Origin of the sequence: Herminiimonas fonticola, assembly GCF_040395855.1 — a bacterium.
Lineage (GTDB): Bacteria > Pseudomonadota > Gammaproteobacteria > Burkholderiales > Burkholderiaceae_D > Oxalicibacterium > Oxalicibacterium fonticola_A.
The window spans coordinates 1-20,726 of sequence record NZ_JBEBPO010000040.1 but is presented as its reverse complement, the minus strand read 5'-3'; the positions used below and the strand labels follow the sequence as shown (position 1 = coordinate 20,726).

Genomic DNA, 20,726 nt, shown 5'->3' with positions numbered 1-20,726 from the left:
TAGGCGTGCGCCACGATGACCACAGCACATTCGGCGGTGCAACAACACCACGTGCCTATCTGGTATGGAATGCGAATGACAACTGGACCTTTAAAGGCGGCGTCAGCAAAGGTTACCGCACACCAGGTCTGGAGCAATTGTTCGACGGTGTTGTCGGCTACGGCCGCCAAGGCGACCCAACTCGTCCGCAATGGGGCAATCCAGATTTGAAACCTGAGAAAAGCATCAGCACCGAACTTGGCTTCCGCTTCGACAACCTGAAAGGTTTCGGATTTAACGCAACCGTATTCAATACGGACCTGGAAGATGCGATTGGCTCTCAGACATTCACCGACATCAATGGCAACACAAACGCATCCCGTTCGATCAACGTAGATAGCGCTTCCGTACGTGGCGTGGAATTGGGTACGACCTGGCAATTTGCACCGGCATGGAAATTAAATGCCAACTACACCTTTACGGATAGTGAGCAAAAAACCGGCGCAAACAAAGGCCAACCTTTGAACAATACATCGAGACATGTATTCAATACGCGGTTGAATTGGCATTACAGCCAAGACCTGGGCTTATGGGCGCAGCATAGCTATAACAGCGAACGCTTCCGCGACAACGATGCTGCCGGCACCAACACCAAGGCATTGTTAGGCAATTACAAGGCTTATCACATGCTTAATCTGGGCGCGGATTACAAGGTGAACAAGTCCTTGACGGTCAACATGGCTATCAATAATTTGCTGGACAAGGATTTTGCGAAATATCCTGGCGTTATTAGCGACGGAGTAGCATCGAACGCGCCAGAGTACGTCGGCAACTTTGAACGCCGTCGTCTGTGGATATCAGCAAACTACACGTTCTAAGGAATTTCTTTAACGGCGATAGAGATATTGCTCAATTTACGGAAACCATCTCAAGCTGAAAAAAAGGGACAACTAGCCATGTTGTCCCTTTTTTATACGCCGCACCATATACAAGTCATTTCATTTTTATACATATGGCGTCGTTTCTTCATGGGCGAGAAACTTTATTATTCAGCTCCCGCCAATTCAAAGCATCCCGCGCAACTCAGCGCAAAAACAAGGCGCTCAACGCACTTCCCGTATTACTGGGATAATTCTCGCCTGTCTCAATCCTGCTTCTGGTTTTTTTAAACCAGCTGCATCACCCTCTTCCTTCTCGCTATCGCCATGAACCCCGGCATCCTCTACGCATTTTGCGCCTATGTAATCTGGGGCATGTTCCCGATTTACTTCAAGTCGCTGCTGGAAATTCCGCCGCTGGAAGTCTTGATGTACCGCATGGTGTGGGCGCTGGTGTTTCTGGTGCTGGTACTGAGCGTGCGCAGACAATGGGCGTGGCTGAAACCCGTCTTGCGCCAACCACGGGTGTTGGCAGGCTTCACCGCCAGCGCACTACTTTTGTCGAGCAACTGGTATCTGTATATCTGGTCGGTCAATAACGATCGTGTGATCGATGCCAGTCTTGGCTACTTCATGACACCGCTGGTCAATGTGCTGCTGGGTTCGGTGATACTGGGTGAACGATTGCGCCGCCTGCAATGGATGGCTGTCGGCATGGCAGCGATCGGCGTACTCTGGCTGACCTGGCAAAACGGGCACCCGCCATGGGTCAGTCTGCTGCTGGGCATCACCTTCGGCCTGTACGGACTGCTGCGCAAGACGGCATCGCTGGGTACGCTGGAAGGCCTGTCACTGGAAACGATGCTGCTGTTTCCGCTGGCCGTCGTTTCACTACTGATAATGACTGCACAGGGTGCACATGGATTCGGCGATGCATCGACAGGTACAAAATGGTTGATGCTGGCCGCCGGCCCGATCACCGCCATTCCCCTGTTGCTGTTTGGCGCTGCCGCCCGTCTGGTGCCGCTTTCAACCATGGGCCTGATGCAGTACATCACGCCATCGCTGCAACTGATCGTCGGTATCTGGTTGTATCACGAGCCGTTTGGCGGAGCACGTCTGATCGGCTTCGCCGCCATCTGGATCGCGCTCGGATTGTATTCACTGGACGGCATCTGGCAAAGCTGGCGGCGGCAGCAAGCTTCCTGATACCCACAAACTCCACGCATAAAAAAGGGACAACATGGTTGTCCCTTTTTTACATGCGCATTGCCTTTAAATCTCTACCTTGGTGCCCAGTTCAATCACGCGATTCGATGGAATCTGATAATAATCGGCTGCACCGCGTGCATGGCGCGACATCGCAACAAAGATATGTTCACGCCACAAGGCCATGCCGCGCACCGGGTTGGCGACAACGGTCTGACGTGCGATAAAGAACGAGGTTTCCATCATCTCGAATTCCAGGCCCTGTTCTTTCGCCAGCTCCAGCGCCGCCGGAATATCCGGCACATTCTTGAAACCGTAAGTCACATTCATCTGGTAGCAATCGTCGCCCAGATGCTCGATCCTGACCTGATCCACGGCCGGCACATACGGCACTTCCATCATGCGCACGGTCAGGAACACCACGCGTTCATGCAGCACCTTGTTATGCGACAGATTGTGCAGCATCGCATGCGGCACGCCATCCGATTCGCCGCGCAGGAAAATCGCCGTACCCGGCACGCGCGTCGGTGGCGAAATGAACAGCGAAGCCAGGAAATCTTCCAGTGGAATCGCATGCTTCTGCAAATTCTCGAACACCAGTTCGCGCCCGCGCTTCCACGTCAGCATCAAGGTAAACAGGATTAAACCCAGGAACAAGGGGAACCAGCCGCCGTGGAACAGCTTCAACATATTGGCCGAGAACAGGCTGACGTCGATCACCAGGAAAAAACCGGTCGCCGCAAAACACAGAATCAAGTTGTATTTCCAGCGATAGCGAATAACGAAGAAGGTCAGGATAGTCGTCACCAGCATCGTTGCGGTGACGGCAATGCCATAGGCTGCCGCCAGATCGGATGAAGAGCCGAAGCCGATCACTGCCATCACCACCACTGTCATTTGCAGCCAGTTCACTGCCGGAATATAAATCTGGCCTATCTGGCTGGCCGATGTGAATTCAATTTTCATGCGTGGCAAAAAGCCCAGCGCAATCGCCTGTTTGGTCATCGAAAAGGTGCCGGAGATCGTCGCCTGCGAAGCGATGATCGCGGCCATCGTCGACAGTATGACCAGCGGATACACGCTCCATGCACCGAGTTGCTGATAAAAGGGATTGGTCACTGCATCCGGATGCATCAGCAGCAACGCGCCCTGCCCCAGATAATTCAGCGACAGCGCCGGAAAGGCAACCAGAAACCACGCCATGCGTATCGGCTTGGGACCAAAGTGCCCCATGTCGGCATACAGGGCTTCCGCACCGGTAAATGCCAACACCACGGCACCCAGCGCAATGAATGCGAGGAAGCGGTTACCGTCGAGAAAATGCAATGCATGCCAGGGATTCAAGGCATACAGAATCTGTGGCGCATCGATGATGTTGACGATGCCCATCACGGCCAGCGTGACAAACCAGATCAGCATGATCGGTCCGAACCATTTGCCGATACCGGCCGTGCCACGCGCCTGCAGCGAATACAAACCGACCAGCACGGCAACCGTCAATGGCACGACATAGGGATCGAAAGCGGAGGTGGCAACACTCAAGCCTTCTACCGCTGACAGGACAGAAATCGCGGGAGTAATCACGCTGTCGCCGTAGAACAGCGTGGCGCCGAACAGGCCCATGACCATCAGCGGAAAATACCAGCGCGAATTTCTGGTCACCGAAGAAAGTGCCAGCGCCATCAGCGCCATGATGCCGCCTTCGCCGCGATTATTTGCACGCAAAACCAGTGTGACGTATTTGAGCGAAACAATGATGATCAGGCCCCAGACGATCAGCGAGACGACACCAAGCAGATTTTCCGGCGTGAGGGCGAGACCGTGTTCTTTGGAGAACACTTCTTTCATCGTATATAAAGGACTGGTGCCGATGTCGCCGTACACAATGCCGACAGCGGCCAGAGTCAATGCAGCAAGGCTGCTTTTTTTATCTGGTGAAGCCAAAGAGCGCTCTCTAAGAGGGATGGTGCGTCGCACAATAGGATAAGCAACTCCATAATGCAAGAAAAATGGACTGCATGCATGCACAGTGTTGCATCCGCGTTGAATCCTTCTCTTCAGTATTTACAAACGCGAAAATATTTCATCTTTAATTCCGTTTTGCCGGCGATATCCGCCGCCGTACATACCGCACTGCCTCGCCATCGGTTATCCTTGCACCCACCTCTTTGGCAAGCAACCTTTTATTGAAATCACAATGGCAAATTACGTCTACACCATGAACCGCGTGGGCAAAATCGTCCCACCGAAACGTCAAATCCTGAAAGACATTTCACTGTCTTTCTTCCCGGGCGCAAAAATCGGTGTGCTGGGCCTCAACGGCTCCGGCAAATCGACACTGCTGAAAATCATGGCCGGCATCGATACCGACATCATCGGCGAAGCGCGTCCCGCACCTAATCTGAATATCGGCTATCTGCCGCAGGAACCGCAACTCGATCCGGAACAGACCGTACGTCAGGCTGTTGAAGGCGGCCTCGGTGAAGTTTTTGAAGCGAAAGCACTGCTCGAAGCAGTCTATGCCGCCTATGCCGAACCGGACGCCGACTTCGATGCGCTCGCCGCAGAACAAGGCCGACTGGAAGCGATCATCTCGACCTCGGCCGGCGACAATCCGGAACAGCAACTGGAAATGGCCGCCGACGCACTGCGCCTGCCGCCATGGGATGCAAAAATCGGCGTATTGTCCGGCGGTGAAAAACGCCGTGTCGCACTGTGCCGCCTGCTGCTGTCCAAACCCGACATGCTCTTGCTCGACGAACCGACCAACCATCTGGACGCCGAATCGGTCGACTGGCTGGAACAATTCCTGCAACGCTTCCCCGGCACCGTGGTCGGCATCACCCATGATCGCTACTTCCTCGACAATGCGGCCGAATGGATTCTGGAACTGGATCGCGGCAGCGGCATTCCGTGGAAAGGCAATTACAGCTCGTGGCTGGAACAAAAGGGCAATCGCCTGAAACAGGAAGAAGCGACCGAATCTTCACGCCAGAAAACCATCGCCAAGGAATTGGAATGGGTACGCCAGAATCCGAAAGGCCGTCAGGCCAAATCGAAGGCACGTCTGGCGCGCTTCAATGAATTGTCCGAACACGAATATCAGAAGCGCAACGAGACGCAGGAAATCTTCATCCCGGTCGCCGAGCGCCTCGGTAATGAAGTCATCGAATTCAAGAATGTATCAAAAGCATTCGGCGATCGCCTGCTGATCGACAACCTCAGTTTCCGCATTCCAGCCGGCGCGATTGTCGGCATCATCGGCCCCAATGGCGCCGGCAAATCGACACTGTTCAAAATGATCACCGGAAAGGAACAGCCGGACAGCGGTGACGTAGTGATCGGCACGACCGCACAGGTATCCATCGTCGATCAGTCGCGCGATGCGCTCAATGACAGCAAGACCGTGTTTGAAGATGTCACCGGCGGCGCCGATATTCTGACCGTAGGCCGTTTTGAAATGCCATCGCGCGCCTATCTGGGCCGCTTCAACTTCAAGGGCGGCGACCAGCAAAAAATCGTCGGCAATCTGTCCGGCGGTGAGCGCGGTCGTTTGCATCTGGCGAAAACCCTGCTGATGGGCGGCAACGTCCTGCTGCTGGATGAACCGTCCAACGATCTCGACGTCGAAACCCTGCGCGCACTGGAAGACGCCTTGCTGGAATTTGCCGGCAGCGTCATGGTGATCTCGCATGATCGCTGGTTCCTCGATCGCATCGCGACCCACATCCTCGCCTTCGAAGGCAATTCGCAAGTGTCCTTCTTCGACGGTAACTATCAGGAATACGAAGCAGACAAACGCAAGCGTCTGGGCGAAGAAGGTGCGAAGCCGAAACGCATCCGTTACAAACCCTTGTCGGTTTAATTTTTCTTCATTATTCAGCTTGTTCCGCAGCGATGAAAAACGGTCATCTGTTTCAACACATCCCTGCGGAACTTCCTGAAGAAATCAGTGAAAGCCTGCTCACGGCCGGTAATGTGCGGATAGAACGCATCGTTTCCAAAGGTCATCGCTCCGCGTCTGATTTCTGGTACGACCAGCAGCAAAATGAATGGGTAGTGCTGCTCAAGGGCGAAGCCGGTCTGCGCTTCGAGCAGGATGAACTGCCCATCCATCTGACACCCGGCATGTACGTCAACATTCCGGCACATGCAAGACACCGCGTCGAATGGACCAGCGCCAGTGAAGAAACGGTATGGCTGGCGGTTTTTTACTGAGCGCGAGTAAACTGCGACCATCTGTACACTCACTCGATACCTCACGCATCCTTATTGATTCCGTTTTCATCGCATGTATCAACTAGCCGCACCCGCCACCGCTGAAATCGAAATCAAGAAGAGCCGCTTCATCGGCTTGCTGTATCCGCTAACCACGCGCGCAGAAGCACGCACAATATTGGCCGGGTTGCGTGCACACCATCCGAACGCCGTGCATTTTTGCTGGGTACTGATGTGCGATGGCGATTCCGGCCTGGACGACGACGGCGAACCGTCCGGCACTGCCGCGCGTCCGATGTACAACGTGCTGGTGCACAAGGACGTATTCAATGTGCTGGCGGTCGTGGTGCGCTACTGGGGCGGCATGAAGCTGGGTGCAGGCGGACTCACACGTGCGTACGGCCAAGCCATTTCAGAAGCGATCAAGAATGCCGAACTGGTGCCGGTAGAGCCCATGTGCGAACGACGGTTTGTATTGCAGTTCGCCGATGAATCGACTTTGCGCCGCTATTGCGAACAATCCGAGGTAGCGGTTCTCGATGCGCAATATGGCGAGGCGGTGACCTTGCGCCTGAAAATGAAAGTGAGCCAGGCAGATGTCTTCACCCGCGAAGCATTTGATTTGTTGCGCGGCGCACTGGAAGTGCATGAAAAAGAAAACTGAGGAAACGGATTGAAGTGTCGCGTGCACTGAAGTGAAAATCGCAGGGCGAAAAAGCGCTATGCTTTTCCGTTCTGCGACTATGTATGCAGCTGTATTGCTGCTTAAATCATCTCCAGCGATTCCGGCCCGTCCGGCGGCGGAAACGCATCGTCCAGCTCAGTCAGATCCTGCGCCGTTAACTGCACCTCGAGGGCGGCACGGTTTTGCTGCACATGGGCCGGCGTCGATGCCTTGGGAATTGCGATCACGCCTTGCTGGCGCAAGACCCAGGCCAAGGCAATCTGCGCCGGCGATACGCCATGCCGGTCGGCGATGTCCTGCACTTCCGGGTATTCGGTCAAACGGCCCTGCTCGATCGGCGAGTACGCCATCAGAGGCAAACCGCGTGCCTGTGCCTGCGGCAGCAAATCGTATTCGATCCCGCGTCGCGTCAGGTTGTACAAGACCTGATTGACAGCCATGGCATCGCCGCCGGGTGCGCGCGCAATTTCCCGCATATCGTCGATATCCATATTGCTGACACCCCAGTGACGAATTTTGCCGGCGTCCTGCAAGGTCTCGAAGGCAGCGATGGTTTCAGCAAATGGCGTACGGCCGCGCCAGTGCAGCAGATACAAATCGATACGATCGGTGCCCAGCCGCTTCAGGCTGCGCTCGCAGGCGGCGATGGTGCCGTGGCGCGTGGCATTGCTCGGCAACACCTTGCTGACCAAAAACACTTCATCGCGCCGGCCGGCAATGGCTTCGCCCACCAGTTTTTCGGAAGCGCCATCGCCGTACATTTCAGCGGTGTCTACCAGCGTCATGCCGAAATCCAGCCCCAGGCGCAGGGTGGCGATTTCATCGGCACGGCGGCTCGCGTGATCACCCATGTACCACGTACCCTGTCCGAGTACCGGCACGGCTTCACCGGATGGAAGTTTAATCTTGCGCATACTTGTCTTTCCTGTTGTTGAGCGCTGCGTCACATACACAAGCTGCGCAGCCGCTCACGATTGCTTGAACCACGGCTTCAGCGTCGTACGCAATGTACGTTCGTCGAAACCATGTATGACCTTATCGTCGACGACGATCAGCGGCACGCCATTGCCGCCCAGTTTCTTGTGGCCTTCATAACCGGCACTGGTTTTTTCGATATCGAGCTCGGTATATTCGATGCCGTTCGCCTCGAATAGTTGCCGCGTGGCTGCGCAATAGCCGCACCACTCGGTGGCATACAAAGTTACCGTCGGTTGCACGCTCGAGACGACGACATTCGCCGCCTTCCTGTCCGACCACAACGGTTTGCCCATGTACACAGCAGCGCCCAATACGGCCAGCACGATCACCCATTTCAGCACTGCAGAAAACGGCGACCCGCTTTTGACGACAGGCGTGCCGTAACGGCCGTAGCTGGCAGATACCGGCTCACCGGATGCCTTGATATAGGCCACCTGGCAGGATGGACATTGCCACTCCGGCGCCTCATCGGTCGGCTTGCGGACATACGAGCATTTCGGGCAGATGCGAGTCATGATGGAGAAGAGTCGTGGCGAATTTTTTCATTATACGTAAACACAATTCGCACCTGCACTAGCCTGCATGACGAGAATAAAGCGCACACTGCGGTTTTACCTGTTTGCATGGCAAGCAGGAAATCTGGCCGGGCGCATCGACTGGAAATGGCACATCGATAAATGGAACGCCGCCGGACATCATGTTCAACCCGAGGGGGCCCCGAAAATCGCAGCGGATACGCGCCAAGCACTCAGCGGGCGACAAAGACCGACGACAGAAACATTGCATTTATAATGCCTGCAAGCGCAAAAGGTATCGTCATTTGCAAACGTTGCACTCAGCGACCAAATCCATATTCCCGAATTCATGCGCTTCCTCTCAGATAAATATCGCCTGCTCTCCCTGATCACTCTACTGCTGGTTGGCGGTTTTCTGACCACGATTATTGCCAGCTATATCGTCTCGCGAGATGAAATACGGCAAAGAGTCATTGAGCAGGCGCTGCCATTGACCAGCGATAACATCTATTCGGAAGTTCAAAAAGATATCCTGCGCCCTATCTTCATTTCTTCGCTGATGGCAAATGACACCTTTCTGCGCGATTGGGTCATCGGCGGTGAAACCGATCTTGATCAAGTCACGCGTTACCTGCAGGAGATCAAGGAAAAGTACAGCATGATCACCACGTTCATGGTGTCGGAACGTACAAACAACTATTACTACGCGAATGGCCTGTTGAAGAAGGTCGGCACAAGCGAGCCGCGCGACATCTGGTACTACCGCGTGCGCAGCCAGAAAACGGATTATGAAACCAATGTCGATGTCGATATGGGCAATCGCGATGCGATGACCGTCTTCATTAATCATCGCATGCTGGACTATGATGGCAATTTTATCGGTGTCACCGGCGTCGGCCTGACACTGGATACGATGACCAACCTCCTCGACAGCTATCAGAAGCGCTTTCATCGAAGTATTTACTTCATCGATAAAAATGGCGTGATCAAACTGGCAGGTAAGTCGATGCAGGATATTCACGGCTCGATCACCGAGCTTGCGGGCGTCTCGACGATTGCCAAAGACATCCTGAACCATGACGTCAAACCGACGCAACTTGAATATCAGCACAACGATGCGACGATGTTGATGAGCTCGCGCTTCATCCCCGAGCTGGATTGGTATTTGCTGGTGGAGCAGGACATTACCGATGACGTAAAACCGATACGACGCGTCTTTTTCATCAATATCGCCATCAGCGCAATCGTGACGATGCTGATCCTTGCCCTGACCTTGTTCGCCGTCAATCGTTATCAGCGCCGGCTGGAACACATTGCCGGCACCGACACACTGACGGGCCTGCTGAATCGCCAGGCATTTGAAATCGTGTTCCAGCAAGCGATTCTTGACAGTGAACGCAGACGCATTCCATTGTCGGCAATTCTGTTCGACATCGATTTTTTCAAAATGGTGAACGATAATCACGGCCATCTGACCGGCGACCGTATTTTGCAGGATATCGCCACCATCACCAAAAACGCCGTGCGTGAAAGCGACATCGTCACACGCTGGGGCGGTGAAGAATTCCTGGTGCTGCTGAAGGATTGTCCGCTGGAGAAAGCCGCCGCACTCGCCGAGAAAATACGCGACATGATCGCCGGCCACGATTTTGAGTTGCCGGCAAGCGAACTGCGCCTGACGGCTAGCCTGGGCGTTGCCGAATATGCGTATCGCGAAACATGGCTGAGCTTTTTCGGCCGCGCCGACAAGGCGCTGTATCAGGCCAAGAGCGAAGGACGCAATCGGGTGATCGTTTCCAGTCCCAATGTAACGGCTGCCACACAATAGTCCGTGCACGAATGCCGGCCCGACACGCAGATCAAACTGGCGCTACACTAATCCATCTGAAATCGAAACAACCCGCGACAGCATTCAAGATGAGTACGACACCGACAAGCGCAATGGACACTGCACTTTCCAGCGAACAGATACTGCAATTCAGGAACGATGGCTACCTGGTTTTCCGCGCGATGCTGGAACCGGCTGCCTGCGAACGCATGCTCGCGATTGCCGCCGAGCAGTTGCACGCGGCCCTGCCGCCACTGGAATATGAAGCGGAACTCGGTTACGCGGGTGCGCCGGCCTCGCTGGAAGCAGAAGGCGGCAGAACCGTACGCCGTTTGCGCAGCGCCTATGACCGTGATGCATGCTTTCATGATTGGGCGGAAGACGCACGCGTGGTTTCCAGGCTGCGGCAATTATTCGATGAACCGGTTTGTCTGACCTTGGCGCATCACAACTGTGTGATGACCAAACATCCGCAATACGGCACCGCAACCGGATGGCATCGCGACATTCGCTACTGGTCGTTCACACAACCCGATCTGATTTGCGTGTGGCTCGCATTGGGCAATGAAACTGCAGACAACGGCGGTTTGAAATTTATCCCCGGCTCGCATCGTTTGCATATCACGCCAGAACAGCTCGACGAGCTGGATTTCCTGCGGCCGGAGCATCCCGCCAATCAGGCGATTTTCGCGCAAGGAAAAACCGTCGCGCTGCAGCAGGGCGATGTGGTCTTTTTTCACAGCCGCCTGTTTCATGCCGCGGGTGTGAACGCGACATCGGCCGTCAAGACTTCCGTTGCATTCGCCTATCACGGCTGCAGTAATCAAGCGGTAGCCGGCAGTCGATCGGCAGCATCGGCCACTGTCCGCTTGACGGATTGATTCTCCGCTCAGGCAAGCCAACGTGCCAAAGCACGCCGGCTCTGCTATCATTCGTCTCGAACATTGGGGAGTAGCCGGCCTTTGGCAACAAAGGAATCTGCATCAACATTCTTGGCCCGCAGGCCATGGTGCAGATAGTCGCAAGACTTGGCGAGACCATCGCTCAAATGACGACCGCATGGGCCGGGGTCGCTGTTTGCGCTTTGGTTATTATTCCGGCCCCAGAAAGTTTATCCCCCTCATGGAAGCATTCTTCGTCTCTACCGGCATCGTTGCGCTCGCTGAAATCGGCGATAAAACCCAACTGCTCGCTTTTCTCCTCGCAGCAAAATTCCGCCGTCCTTTGCCTATCGTGCTGGGGATTCTGGTTGCCACGATTGCCAATCATGCATTTGCCGCGGCCATCGGCACCTGGATCACGACCCTGCTCGGGCCGGAAACGCTGCGCTGGGTGCTGGGTATTTCCTTCCTGCTGATGGCCGGCTGGATTCTGATTCCCGACAAGCTCGATGAGGGTGATGCCAAGCTCGCCAAGTACGGTGTCTTCATGACCACGCTGATCGCCTTCTTCCTGGCGGAGATGGGCGACAAGACGCAAATAGCGACTGTCGCACTGGCAGCCCAATATCACTCATTTGTTTGGGTCGTAGCCGGCACCACGTTCGGCATGATGCTGGCGAATGCGCCAGCGGTGTATTTCGGCGACAGGATCGCCAATCGCATGCCGGTGAAAATCGTGCATCGCATCGCCGCCGCAATTTTTGTCGTGCTGGGAATAGCAACCTTGCTGGGTGCCGGTTCGCGTTTCGGCTTTTGAACCTGCGTTGAAGACAAACCCGGTTCGTCATTTCCGCACTGGCGGGAATGACGAACGTGATGACTTCATGCCTGCAAGCGCGCCTTTGCAGCCTGGTATTCGGCACTCAGTTTTTGCACCGCTTCTGCCACACTGGTGACGGCGCCTATCATGCCGACACCCTGCCCCGCGCCCCAGATATCGCGCCAGGCCTTTACCTTGTGGCCACTGGTGGAAGCAAAATCCATCACGCTCTTGTCCCCTTGCGGCAGGTTATCCGGATCCAGCCCCATGTTGATGATGGATTTGCGCAGATAGTTGCCATGCACACCGGTAAACAAATTACTGTAGACGATATCGGACGCGACTGATGTGACCAGCGCCTGCCGATAGGCTTCATCCACATTCGCTTCGTGCGTGGCCAGCCAGCGCGAACCTATGTATGCAAAGTCGGCACCCATCGCCTGCGCTGCCAGCACCGCATCGCCACTGGCGATCGCGCCCGACAAGGCAAGTGGCCCCTTGAAGAATTGACGCACCTCGCCGACCAGCGCGAATGGCGACAATGTGCCCGCATGTCCGCCGGCGCCGGCCGCGACCAGAATCAGCCCATCGACACCGGCATCCAGCGCTTTGTGCGCGTGGCGTATCGAAATCACGTCGTGCAGCACGATACCGCCATAGCCGTGTATCGCATCCATCATTTCCTTCGGCGGCGCCTGCAATGATGAAATGATGATGGGGACGCGATGCCTGACGCACACCTCCACGTCATGCGCCAGCCGGTCGTTCGATTGATGCACGATTTGATTGACGGCGATGGGGCCAACGATAGCGTCCGGATGCGCAGTTTTATACGCGGCCAGATCGGCCTGGATATCGGTCAGCCAGCGATCGAGCACCTCAGCCGGACGTGCATTCAATGCCGGAAACCCGCCGACTATGCCGGCCTTGCATTGCGCCAGCACCAGCTCGGGACCGCTGGCGATGAACATCGGTGCGCCGATGACAGGCAGGGCAAGATTTTGCAATACGGTAGGGAGGTGGGCTTGCGAGCGACTGGTCATGAGCGTTACTCCTTGGTCAGGATGGCATGCAGCGCATGCCATCGTTTACAGGAATCGGTCCAGCAGTTTGCGACTGGTCTTGTCGAGCTTTTGCAAATCGCGAATCAGGAACTGGATGCCATGCGTGTCTGCAATGATCAATGACGATTCACCGATGCGGCGGATGTCTTCCTCACCCTTCAGCACCAGCAGCGCATCGCCACGGCTGGTCGCCACCGTCCAGGTGCTCGGCGAGGCGAATACAGATACATGTTTGATCTTGGTAATTTCCGGCAGGAATTCGCGGCTGGCCAATTCTTCTTCCAGCAACAAACGGATTGCCTCCGGCAAATCGCTGAGGCGTTCTATCCATGCCAGTTCGCGCCCATCCGTACTGACGATGGCGATGCCGGTATCCGGCGCGGCAATCGGGAACGCACGCACCGGGACCACGCCTTCATGTACTTCTGCTTCGCCGGGTGCGGAGTAAATCAGTTTGCCGAACGCATTGCGGCCCAGTTGAAACGGTATCGATTGCACGTCGTTCATGCCAGCCCCTCTTCTGCGCTGTCTTCCAGCATATCCTGTTCAGCCTGCCGCTGCTGCGCCTGATACAGCTTGTAATACGCACCCTCACGCGCCAGCAACTCATCGTGCGAACCAACTTCGACGATCTGCCCCCGGTCCATCACAACGATGCGATCGGCGCGGCGCAAGGTGGAAAGTCTGTGTGCGATGGCGATCGTGGTACGGCCGCGCACCAGATTGTCCAGCGCTTTCTGGATCTCGCGTTCCGTCGTCGTATCGACCGATGAAGTAGCTTCATCCAGGATCAGGATATGCGGATCGATCAACAGCGCACGTGCAATCGAAATACGCTGGCGCTCGCCGCCGGACAGGGTTTGTCCGCGTTCGCCCACCATGGAATCGTAACCGTGCGGCAAGCGCAAAATGAACTCATGCGCATTCGCCGCACGCGCGGCAGCGATGATTTCTTCACGGCTGGCATCCGGTTTGCCGTAAGCGATATTGTCGGCGATGGTGCCGAAGAACAGGAAAGGTTCCTGCAGCACCAGACCGATGTTGCGACGATATTCCGGGATCGGAATTGAACGCACATCAATGCCATCGACCAGGATCGCACCGTCCGACACATCGTAGAAACGGCAGATCAGATTGACCAGCGTACTTTTCCCGGAACCGCTGTGACCGACCAGGCCTATCATTTCGCCCGGTTGGATATCGAGATCCAGGCCGCGTATCACGGCCCGGTTGCCGTAGCGGAAGCCGATGTTTTTGATCGTGATTTTTCCCTGCACGTTAGTCAGATGCACGGGATTGCTTGCTTCCGGCACGCTGGAAACATGATCCAGAATATCGAAAATACGTTTCGCGCCGGTGGCGGCTTTTTGCGTCACCGAAACGATACGGCTCATGGAATCCAGCCGCGTGTAGAAGCGGGTGATGTAGGCCAGGAAGGCCGTCAGCACACCCACCGTGATCAGACCCTGCGATACCTGCCATATACCGAGCGCCCACACCACCAGCAAACCGATTTCAGTCAGGAGGGTAACGGTAGGCGAAAACAGCGACCAGACTTTGTTGACGCGATCGTTGATCGCCAGATTATGTTTGTTGGCTTCGCGGAAACGCACGGCTTCACGCTTTTCCTGTGCAAACGCCTTCACCACGCGGATGCCGGGGATGGTATCGGCCAGCACATTGGTCACTTGCGACCAGATCCTGTCGATTTTCTCAAAGCCGTTGCGCAATTTGTCGCGCACCACATGAATCATCCACGCGATGAATGGCAACGGCAGCAAGGTGACCAGTGCCAGCCACGGATTGATCGAAATCAGAATTGCCGCCGTCATGATGATCATCAAAACGTCGGTGAAGAAATCCAGCAAATGCAAAGACAGGAAGACGCAAATACGATCGGTTTCCGAGCCGATACGCGTCATCAAATCGCCGGTACGTTTGCCACCGAAATATTCCAGTGACAGACGCAGCAGATGTTCATACGTCGTAGTGCGCAAATCCGCGCCTATGCGCTCGCTGACCAGTGCCAGTATGTAGGTGCGCGCCCAGCCCAGACTCCATGCCAGCACGGCCGAACCGAACAATCCGCTCAGATACAGCACTACCAGGCTTCTATCGATTTCCACGCCGTTCTGATACGGGATCAGTACGTTATCCATCAGCGGCAGCGTCATGTACGGCGGCACCAGCGTCGCCGCCGTCGAGCCCAGCGTCAACAGAAAACCCAACAGCAACTGCCCGCGATACGGTTTGGCAAAACGCCACAAACGAAACAGCGAAGCCGTGGATGGTGGCTGCTCTTCCGCTATGTCATCGGCATCTTCCTCTTCATTTTGCGCATCCGGCTCGGCCAAGGGCGTCGCCACACCACTCGCAATCGCATGCTGCAACTGCTCGAAACTTGCGATCAGTTGCAGCGCGGCAGGATTCTGCGCCAGCGTATACCGCCAGCTTGCCAGGCGCGATGTTGCATCGTGCAATTCCAATGTACCGACGCCGGCATGATCGTAATGCTTGAGCGTCATCTCTGCACTGCAGATCCATGTGTTCCAGTCCGTTTCTCCGCGGGAACGCGACAGCAGGCGTGCATTGGTCAAAATGACGATGCCCGGCACAAAATTCAGGCTGGAATCAAGGTCAAGATCCAGATGAGCGAGTATGATTTCATCCTTGCTCAATTGGCTATTCACATCCTGCCAAAGAGCAGGAATAGCATGTCTTGTTGACAATAATGGTGGAAACGCGGTTTTCATCAAGGCAGGAAGGTGTTTCGTGAAGAACGGATGTTGATTGAACTTGCAACCAGAATATATGGTTTTATCTCAAATTGCGGCCAGTATATCCAAACGCCCCCAACTTGTTGCTGCGTATTTAGCAACGCGTGAAATATAATCGCGAAACAAGTAAACCAAAGAACGCCGAGAGCGTTACATCAATTTTAGCCATAGCAGTTTTGGCTTAGACACTCACCCACACATTATAAAATGAACAATAAAACCATCGAGATTATCGATGTGCTGAGTCTACGTGGACCGAATATTTGGACGTATCGCCCGGTGCTTGAGGCCTGGGTAGACATTGGTGATCTGGAAGACTCACCATCCAATACCATTCCCGGATTCTATGAACGCCTGACTGCCTGGCTGCCCAGCCTGGTCGAACATCATTGCGGCGTCGGCGTACACGGCGGTTTTTTGATGCGCTTGCGCGAAGGCACCTGGCCCGGCCACATCATGGAACACGTGATGATCGAGCTGCAGAATCTTGCCGGCATGCAAAGCGGTTTCGGCAAAGCACGCGAAACCGGCAAACGCGGTGTCTACAAGGTTGTCGTCCGCGCTCGCCACGAAGAAGTCAGCCGCGCGGCACTGGTTGCCGCCCGCGATCTGGTGATGGCCGCAATCGAAGACAAACCCTACGATGTTAAATCGACCGTAGACAATTTGCGTAACATTCTGGAATCCGTCGCCTTGGGTCCGAGCACCGGCTGCATCGTCGAAGCGGCAACCGATCGTCGCATTCCATCGATGCGCCTGAACGATGGCAATCTGGTGCAACTCGGCCACGGCATCAAGCAACGCCGCATCTGGACTGCCGAAACCGATCAGACCAGCGCGATTGCCGAAACCATTTCCAGCGACAAGGAACTGACCAAGACGCTGCTGCAATCCTGCGGCGTCCCGGTTCCGGAAGGCCGCATCGTCAACAGCGCTGCTGATGCATGGGAAGCCGCCGAAAGCATAGGCTTGCCTGTCGTCATCAAACCGCTGGACGGCAATCACGGTCGTGGTGTTTCCACCAATCTGAAGTCGGCTGCCGATATCGAGGCGGCTTTTTTATTGGCCGAACAGGAAAGCAGCGACGTCATCGTCGAACGTTTCATTCGCGGCAATGAACATCGTTTGCTGATCATAGGCGGCAAACTGGTAGCGGCGGCGCGCGGCGAAGAAGCCAGCGTCATCGCCGACGGCAAATCCAGTATTTTCGAGCTGATCAACAGCCAGCTCAATAGCGACCCGCGTCGCGGCAGCAGCGAAGATTGCCCGCTCAATCTGATTCTGATTGATGAAGCGGACGATCCGCGCGTCGTACTGCTGGAACTGGCGCGCCAGGGTTACACGACCGAATCGGTCCCGGCTGCCGGCGAAAAAATTCTGGTCCAGCGCAACGGCAACGTTGCCTTCGACGTTACCGACCAGGTACATCCAACCGTTGCCGCCGCCGCATCGCTGGCCGCGCGCATCGTCGGACTGGATATCGCCGGTGTCGATCTGGTGGTCGAAGACATTTCCAAACCGCTGGCCGAGCAAGGCGGCGCCATCGTTGAAGTCAACGCCGGCCCTGGCTTGTTGATGCATTTGAAACCGGCCGACGGTCCGGCGCGCCCGGTTGGCCGCGCGATTGTCGATCATTTGTTTGCTGCGGATGAAAGCGGCCGAATTCCCATTGTCGGCATCACCGGCTCACACGGCACGACTGCCGTCTCGCGTCTGATCGCATGGCTGCTGCATTTGCAGGGCACTTATGTCGGCCTCGCTTGCAAGGATGGCCTGTTCCTGCGCCAGCGCCCGGTTTTGAAAAAAGCCAGCGACAACTGGGATGCCGGTCGCCAGGTGCTGATGAATCGCATGGTGGAAGCCGCCGTATTTGAAAGCAGCAGCAAGGCAATTCTGTCGGAAGGCCTGGCTTACGACTGGTGCCAGGTAGGTGTCGTAACGAATATCGATCCGGCTGACAGCCTGCCGGAATTTTATATCGAGGATGCCGAACAGATGAGCCGCGTGATGCGCACTCAGGTCGATGTCGTGCTATCGACTGGCGTAGCGGTATTGAACGCTGCCGATGAACGCGTGGCAGAACTGGCCTCCCTGTGCGACGGCAGCGTAATTTTCTTTGCAATTTCGTCGGCAGCACCGGTCATCGCCGCACATCTGGCGAGCGGCGAACGCGCTGTGTTCATGCGCGACGGCAATATCGTTTTGGCGACCGGCAAGGAAGAGATTCTGATCGACAATGCAACACCGCATGCTGCACTAACAATGGAAAACAGCCTCGCCGCCGTTGCGGCAGCGTGGGCATTGGGTATAGGCCCCGACCTGATCCGCGCCGGGATAGAAACATTTGAAGCAACTGATGCGGCCATCGCCGCTTAAAGCGCCATGAGCACTGTATACGCATATCACGACAACAAACTGACCGATGCAGTTTACACTTCTGCATCCACCACCAAAGTGCCGCGCAGTCGCAAGATCCGGCAAGCTCCGCCCAGAAGAAAGATGTCCATGGAAATATCCCGCGTTCGCGCCCTGCGCGGCCCCAACCTCTGGAGCCGGCACACGTCGATCGAAGCTATTGTGTCGTGCAATGCATCGGAGCAAGACATTGCAGCCATTCCCGGTTTTGAGGACCGCTTGCGCGCGCGTTTCCCGGAAATAAAATTCATCGAAAGCGCACGCCCGAAAGCCGCGTTTTCCATGGCCGACGTACTTGAATTCGCCGCCCTCGGGCTGCAGGCGCAAGCCGGTTGCCCGGTGACATTCAGCCGCACGATCGCCACCGTTGAAAAAGACACTTACCAGGTTGTCGTCGAATACACGGAAGAAGCTGTCGGCCGCCTCGCCTTTGAACTGGCGCAAAACCTGTGCCGCGCAGCAGTTGAAGATACGCTGTTCAACCTGGCAACCGCACTGGCCAGTTTGCGTGAACTGGATGAAGATATCCGCCTCGGACCCAGCACCGGCGCCATCGTCGATGCCGCCGTCGCGCGCGGCATTCCGTATCGCCGCCTGACTGAAGGCAGCATGGTGCAGTTCGGCTGGGGTAGCAAGCAGCTGCGCATTCAAGCGGCGGAAACCGGCTTTACCAGCGCGATTGCCGAATCGATTGCGCAAGACAAGGAAATGACCAAGCTGCTGTTAAGCGCAGCCGGCGTACCGGTACCAGACGGCCGTTCGGTGACGACAGCCGACGATGCATGGCTTGCAGCTACTGAAATCGGTGCCGCAGTGGTCATCAAACCGCGCGACGGCAATCAGGGCAAAGGTGTTTCAGTCAATCTGAAAACTCGTGAAGAAATTGCTGCAGGTTTCGCCGCCGCCCAGGTCATTTGCGACGATGTCGTGATCGAGCGTTATATCTCGGGCCAGGATTACCGCTTCCTCGTGGTCGGCAAGCAACTGATCGCCGCCGCACGCCGCACGCCGCCGGAAGTCATCGGCGATGGCGTACAAACCATACAGCAATTGATCGATCAGGTTAACCTCGATCCTTTGCGCGGCGACGGCCACGCCTCGCCGCTGACCAAGATCAAGGTCGACAAGACAACCCTGGCCACGCTGGAAAAACAAAACCATACGCTGGAAAGCATTCCTGCCAAAGGCGTGCCGGTGGTATTGCGCAACAATGCCAACCTGAGCACCGGCGGCATCGCCACCGACGTCACCGACGATGTGCACCCTGAACTGGCGGCACGCGTGGTCGAAGCGGCACAAATGATCGGCCTGGATATCGCCGGCGTCGATCTGGTCTGTGAAAACGTCCACAATACGCTGGAAGAACAAGGCGGCGGCGTGGTCGAAGTCAATGCCGCACCCGGCTTGCGCATGCATATCAAACCATCGTTCGGCAAAGGACGTCCGGTCGGCGAAGCAATCGTTTCCACCATGTTTGCCGAAGGCGACGACGGTCGTATTCCAGTCGTTGCAGTTGCCGGCACCAATGGCAAAACCACGACCGTGCGTTTGATTGCGCATATTTTGCAAGCGAACAAACATCGCGTCGGCATGACCACTACCGACGGCGTGTACATCGAAAATGAACGCATCGATACCGGCGACTGCAGCGGCCCGCGCAGCGCACGCAATGTATTGATGCATCCGGATGTCGATGCAGCCGTGTTTGAAACCGCGCGTGGCGGCGTTCTGCGCGAAGGTCTGGGTTTTGATCGCTGCAATGTCGCCGTCGTTACCAATATCGGCGTCGGCGATCATCTGGGCCTGAACTTCATTTCGACCGTGGAAGATCTGGCAGTCGTCAAACGCGTCATCGTGCAAAACGTGGCCCCCAACGGCACCGCCGTATTGAACGCCGCCGATCCGATGGTGGCCAACATGGCAGCCAGTTGCCCCGGCAGCGTGACCTTCTTTGCCAAGGACGGCAACCATGCCGTACTGGCCACGCACCGCGCAAACGGCCATCGCGTGCTGTACCTCGATGGCGCCGCCATCGTGGCATCGGAAGGCACGTTCGAGCACCGCATTGCGCTGGCCGACATTTCGATCACGCACAACGGCCTGATCGGCTTCCAGGTTGAAAATGCGATGGCTGCCATCGGCGCCGCATGGGGCCTCAATCTGCCGTGGGATATCGTGTTGAATGGCTTGCGCACATTTGAAAACAGCGCCGCCACCACACCTGGCCGCTTCAATCTATTCACACATCGCGGCGCCACCGTGATCGCCGACTACGGCCACAATCCGGACGCCATCGAAGCGCTGACCCACGCCGTGGAAGCCATACCGGCAAAGCGCCGCATGGTGGTCATCAGCGGTGCCGGCGATAGGCGCGACGACGATCTGCGCCGCCAGACTGAAATCCTCGGCGATGCATTTGACGACGTGATTCTGTATGAAGACCAATGCCAGCGGGGCCGTGCAGACGGTGAAGTGCTGG

The 20,726-nt window shown here is 56.0% G+C and carries 16 protein-coding genes and 1 riboswitch; of the genes, 10 read left to right on the top strand and 6 right to left on the bottom strand.

Annotated features, from left to right (window positions below; genetic code table 11):
- Together ABWP27_RS07130 and rarD are read left to right on the top strand one after the other, a co-directional pair.
- Window positions 1-857 (top strand): TonB-dependent receptor domain-containing protein (locus ABWP27_RS07130; protein ID WP_353155181.1); only part of this gene is annotated, 857 nt, incomplete at its 5' end.
- A 327-nt stretch (window positions 858-1,184) separates the two neighbouring features.
- A complete protein-coding gene (gene rarD / locus ABWP27_RS07125) occupies window positions 1,185-2,066 on the top strand; it encodes an EamA family transporter RarD (RefSeq protein WP_353155179.1) in 882 nt (293 codons plus the stop codon).
- Window positions 2,067-2,132: 66 nt separating this feature from the next.
- Here the strand turns inward: rarD and ABWP27_RS07120 are convergent, their stop codons facing one another.
- Window positions 2,133-4,010 carry a potassium transporter Kup gene (locus tag ABWP27_RS07120; RefSeq protein ID WP_353155177.1) on the bottom strand — a complete coding sequence of 626 codons (1,878 nt, stop codon included), beginning with the start codon at window positions 4,008-4,010 and terminating at the stop codon, window positions 2,133-2,135.
- A gap of 253 nt (window positions 4,011-4,263) precedes the next feature.
- Here ABWP27_RS07120 and ettA point away from each other — a divergent pair, with 253 nt between their 5' ends.
- The 3 genes from ettA (at window position 4,264) to ABWP27_RS07105 (ending at window position 6,948) form a co-directional block, all read left to right on the top strand.
- Complete coding sequence (ettA, locus tag ABWP27_RS07115) at window positions 4,264-5,931, top strand: energy-dependent translational throttle protein EttA (protein WP_353155175.1); 1,668 nt, start codon at window positions 4,264-4,266, stop codon at window positions 5,929-5,931.
- A 32-nt stretch (window positions 5,932-5,963) separates the two neighbouring features.
- The gene (locus ABWP27_RS07110) at window positions 5,964-6,284 is read left to right on the top strand and encodes a cupin domain-containing protein (RefSeq protein WP_353155174.1); all 321 of its coding nucleotides are present in this window, start codon (window positions 5,964-5,966) and stop codon (window positions 6,282-6,284) included.
- A gap of 73 nt (window positions 6,285-6,357) precedes the next feature.
- On the top strand, window positions 6,358-6,948 hold the full coding sequence (locus tag ABWP27_RS07105; RefSeq protein ID WP_353155173.1) for an IMPACT family protein: 591 nt from the start codon (window positions 6,358-6,360) through the stop codon (window positions 6,946-6,948).
- A gap of 101 nt (window positions 6,949-7,049) precedes the next feature.
- Here the strand turns inward: ABWP27_RS07105 and ABWP27_RS07100 are convergent, their stop codons facing one another.
- Together ABWP27_RS07100 and ABWP27_RS07095 are read right to left on the bottom strand one after the other, a co-directional pair.
- Complete coding sequence (locus ABWP27_RS07100; RefSeq protein ID WP_353155171.1) at window positions 7,050-7,883, bottom strand: aldo/keto reductase; 834 nt, start codon at window positions 7,881-7,883, stop codon at window positions 7,050-7,052.
- Window positions 7,884-7,937: 54 nt separating this feature from the next.
- On the bottom strand, window positions 7,938-8,462 hold the full coding sequence (locus ABWP27_RS07095; protein WP_353155169.1) for a glutaredoxin family protein: 525 nt from the start codon (window positions 8,460-8,462) through the stop codon (window positions 7,938-7,940).
- 349 nt (window positions 8,463-8,811) lie between these two features.
- Between ABWP27_RS07095 and ABWP27_RS07090 the strand changes: the two genes are divergently transcribed.
- The 3 genes from ABWP27_RS07090 (at window position 8,812) to ABWP27_RS07080 (ending at window position 11,988) form a co-directional block, all read left to right on the top strand.
- On the top strand, window positions 8,812-10,290 hold the full coding sequence (locus tag ABWP27_RS07090; RefSeq protein WP_353155167.1) for a sensor domain-containing diguanylate cyclase: 1,479 nt from the start codon (window positions 8,812-8,814) through the stop codon (window positions 10,288-10,290).
- Between the two features lie 113 nt (window positions 10,291-10,403).
- Window positions 10,404-11,171: a phytanoyl-CoA dioxygenase family protein gene (locus ABWP27_RS07085; RefSeq protein WP_353155182.1), complete on the top strand. Its 768-nt coding sequence runs from the start codon at window positions 10,404-10,406 to the stop codon at window positions 11,169-11,171.
- Window positions 11,172-11,219: 48 nt separating this feature from the next.
- Window positions 11,220-11,402: riboswitch (yybP-ykoY riboswitch) on the top strand.
- A gap of 10 nt (window positions 11,403-11,412) precedes the next feature.
- Complete coding sequence (locus ABWP27_RS07080) at window positions 11,413-11,988, top strand: TMEM165/GDT1 family protein (RefSeq protein WP_353155165.1); 576 nt, start codon at window positions 11,413-11,415, stop codon at window positions 11,986-11,988.
- 65 nt (window positions 11,989-12,053) lie between these two features.
- Here ABWP27_RS07080 and ABWP27_RS07075 read toward each other — a convergent pair whose 3' ends face one another.
- From ABWP27_RS07075 to ABWP27_RS07065, 3 genes are read right to left on the bottom strand one after another with little or no spacing between them, the layout of a single operon-like run.
- On the bottom strand, window positions 12,054-13,034 hold the full coding sequence (locus ABWP27_RS07075) for an NAD(P)H-dependent flavin oxidoreductase (RefSeq protein WP_353155163.1): 981 nt from the start codon (window positions 13,032-13,034) through the stop codon (window positions 12,054-12,056).
- A 45-nt stretch (window positions 13,035-13,079) separates the two neighbouring features.
- On the bottom strand, window positions 13,080-13,562 hold the full coding sequence (locus ABWP27_RS07070) for a cyanophycin metabolism-associated DUF1854 family protein (protein WP_353155161.1): 483 nt from the start codon (window positions 13,560-13,562) through the stop codon (window positions 13,080-13,082).
- On the bottom strand, window positions 13,559-15,808 hold the full coding sequence (locus tag ABWP27_RS07065; protein ID WP_353155160.1) for a cyanophycin metabolism-associated ABC transporter: 2,250 nt from the start codon (window positions 15,806-15,808) through the stop codon (window positions 13,559-13,561). Before ABWP27_RS07065 ends, ABWP27_RS07070 begins: the two co-directional genes overlap by 4 nt.
- A 231-nt stretch (window positions 15,809-16,039) precedes the next feature.
- Here ABWP27_RS07065 and ABWP27_RS07060 point away from each other — a divergent pair, with 231 nt between their 5' ends.
- Window positions 16,040-18,208 carry a cyanophycin synthetase gene (locus ABWP27_RS07060; RefSeq protein WP_353155158.1) on the top strand — a complete coding sequence of 723 codons (2,169 nt, stop codon included), beginning with the start codon at window positions 16,040-16,042 and terminating at the stop codon, window positions 18,206-18,208.
- 129 nt (window positions 18,209-18,337) lie between these two features.
- A partial coding sequence (cphA, locus tag ABWP27_RS07055) for a cyanophycin synthetase (RefSeq protein WP_353155156.1) occupies window positions 18,338-20,726 on the top strand: 2,389 nt, incomplete at its 3' end.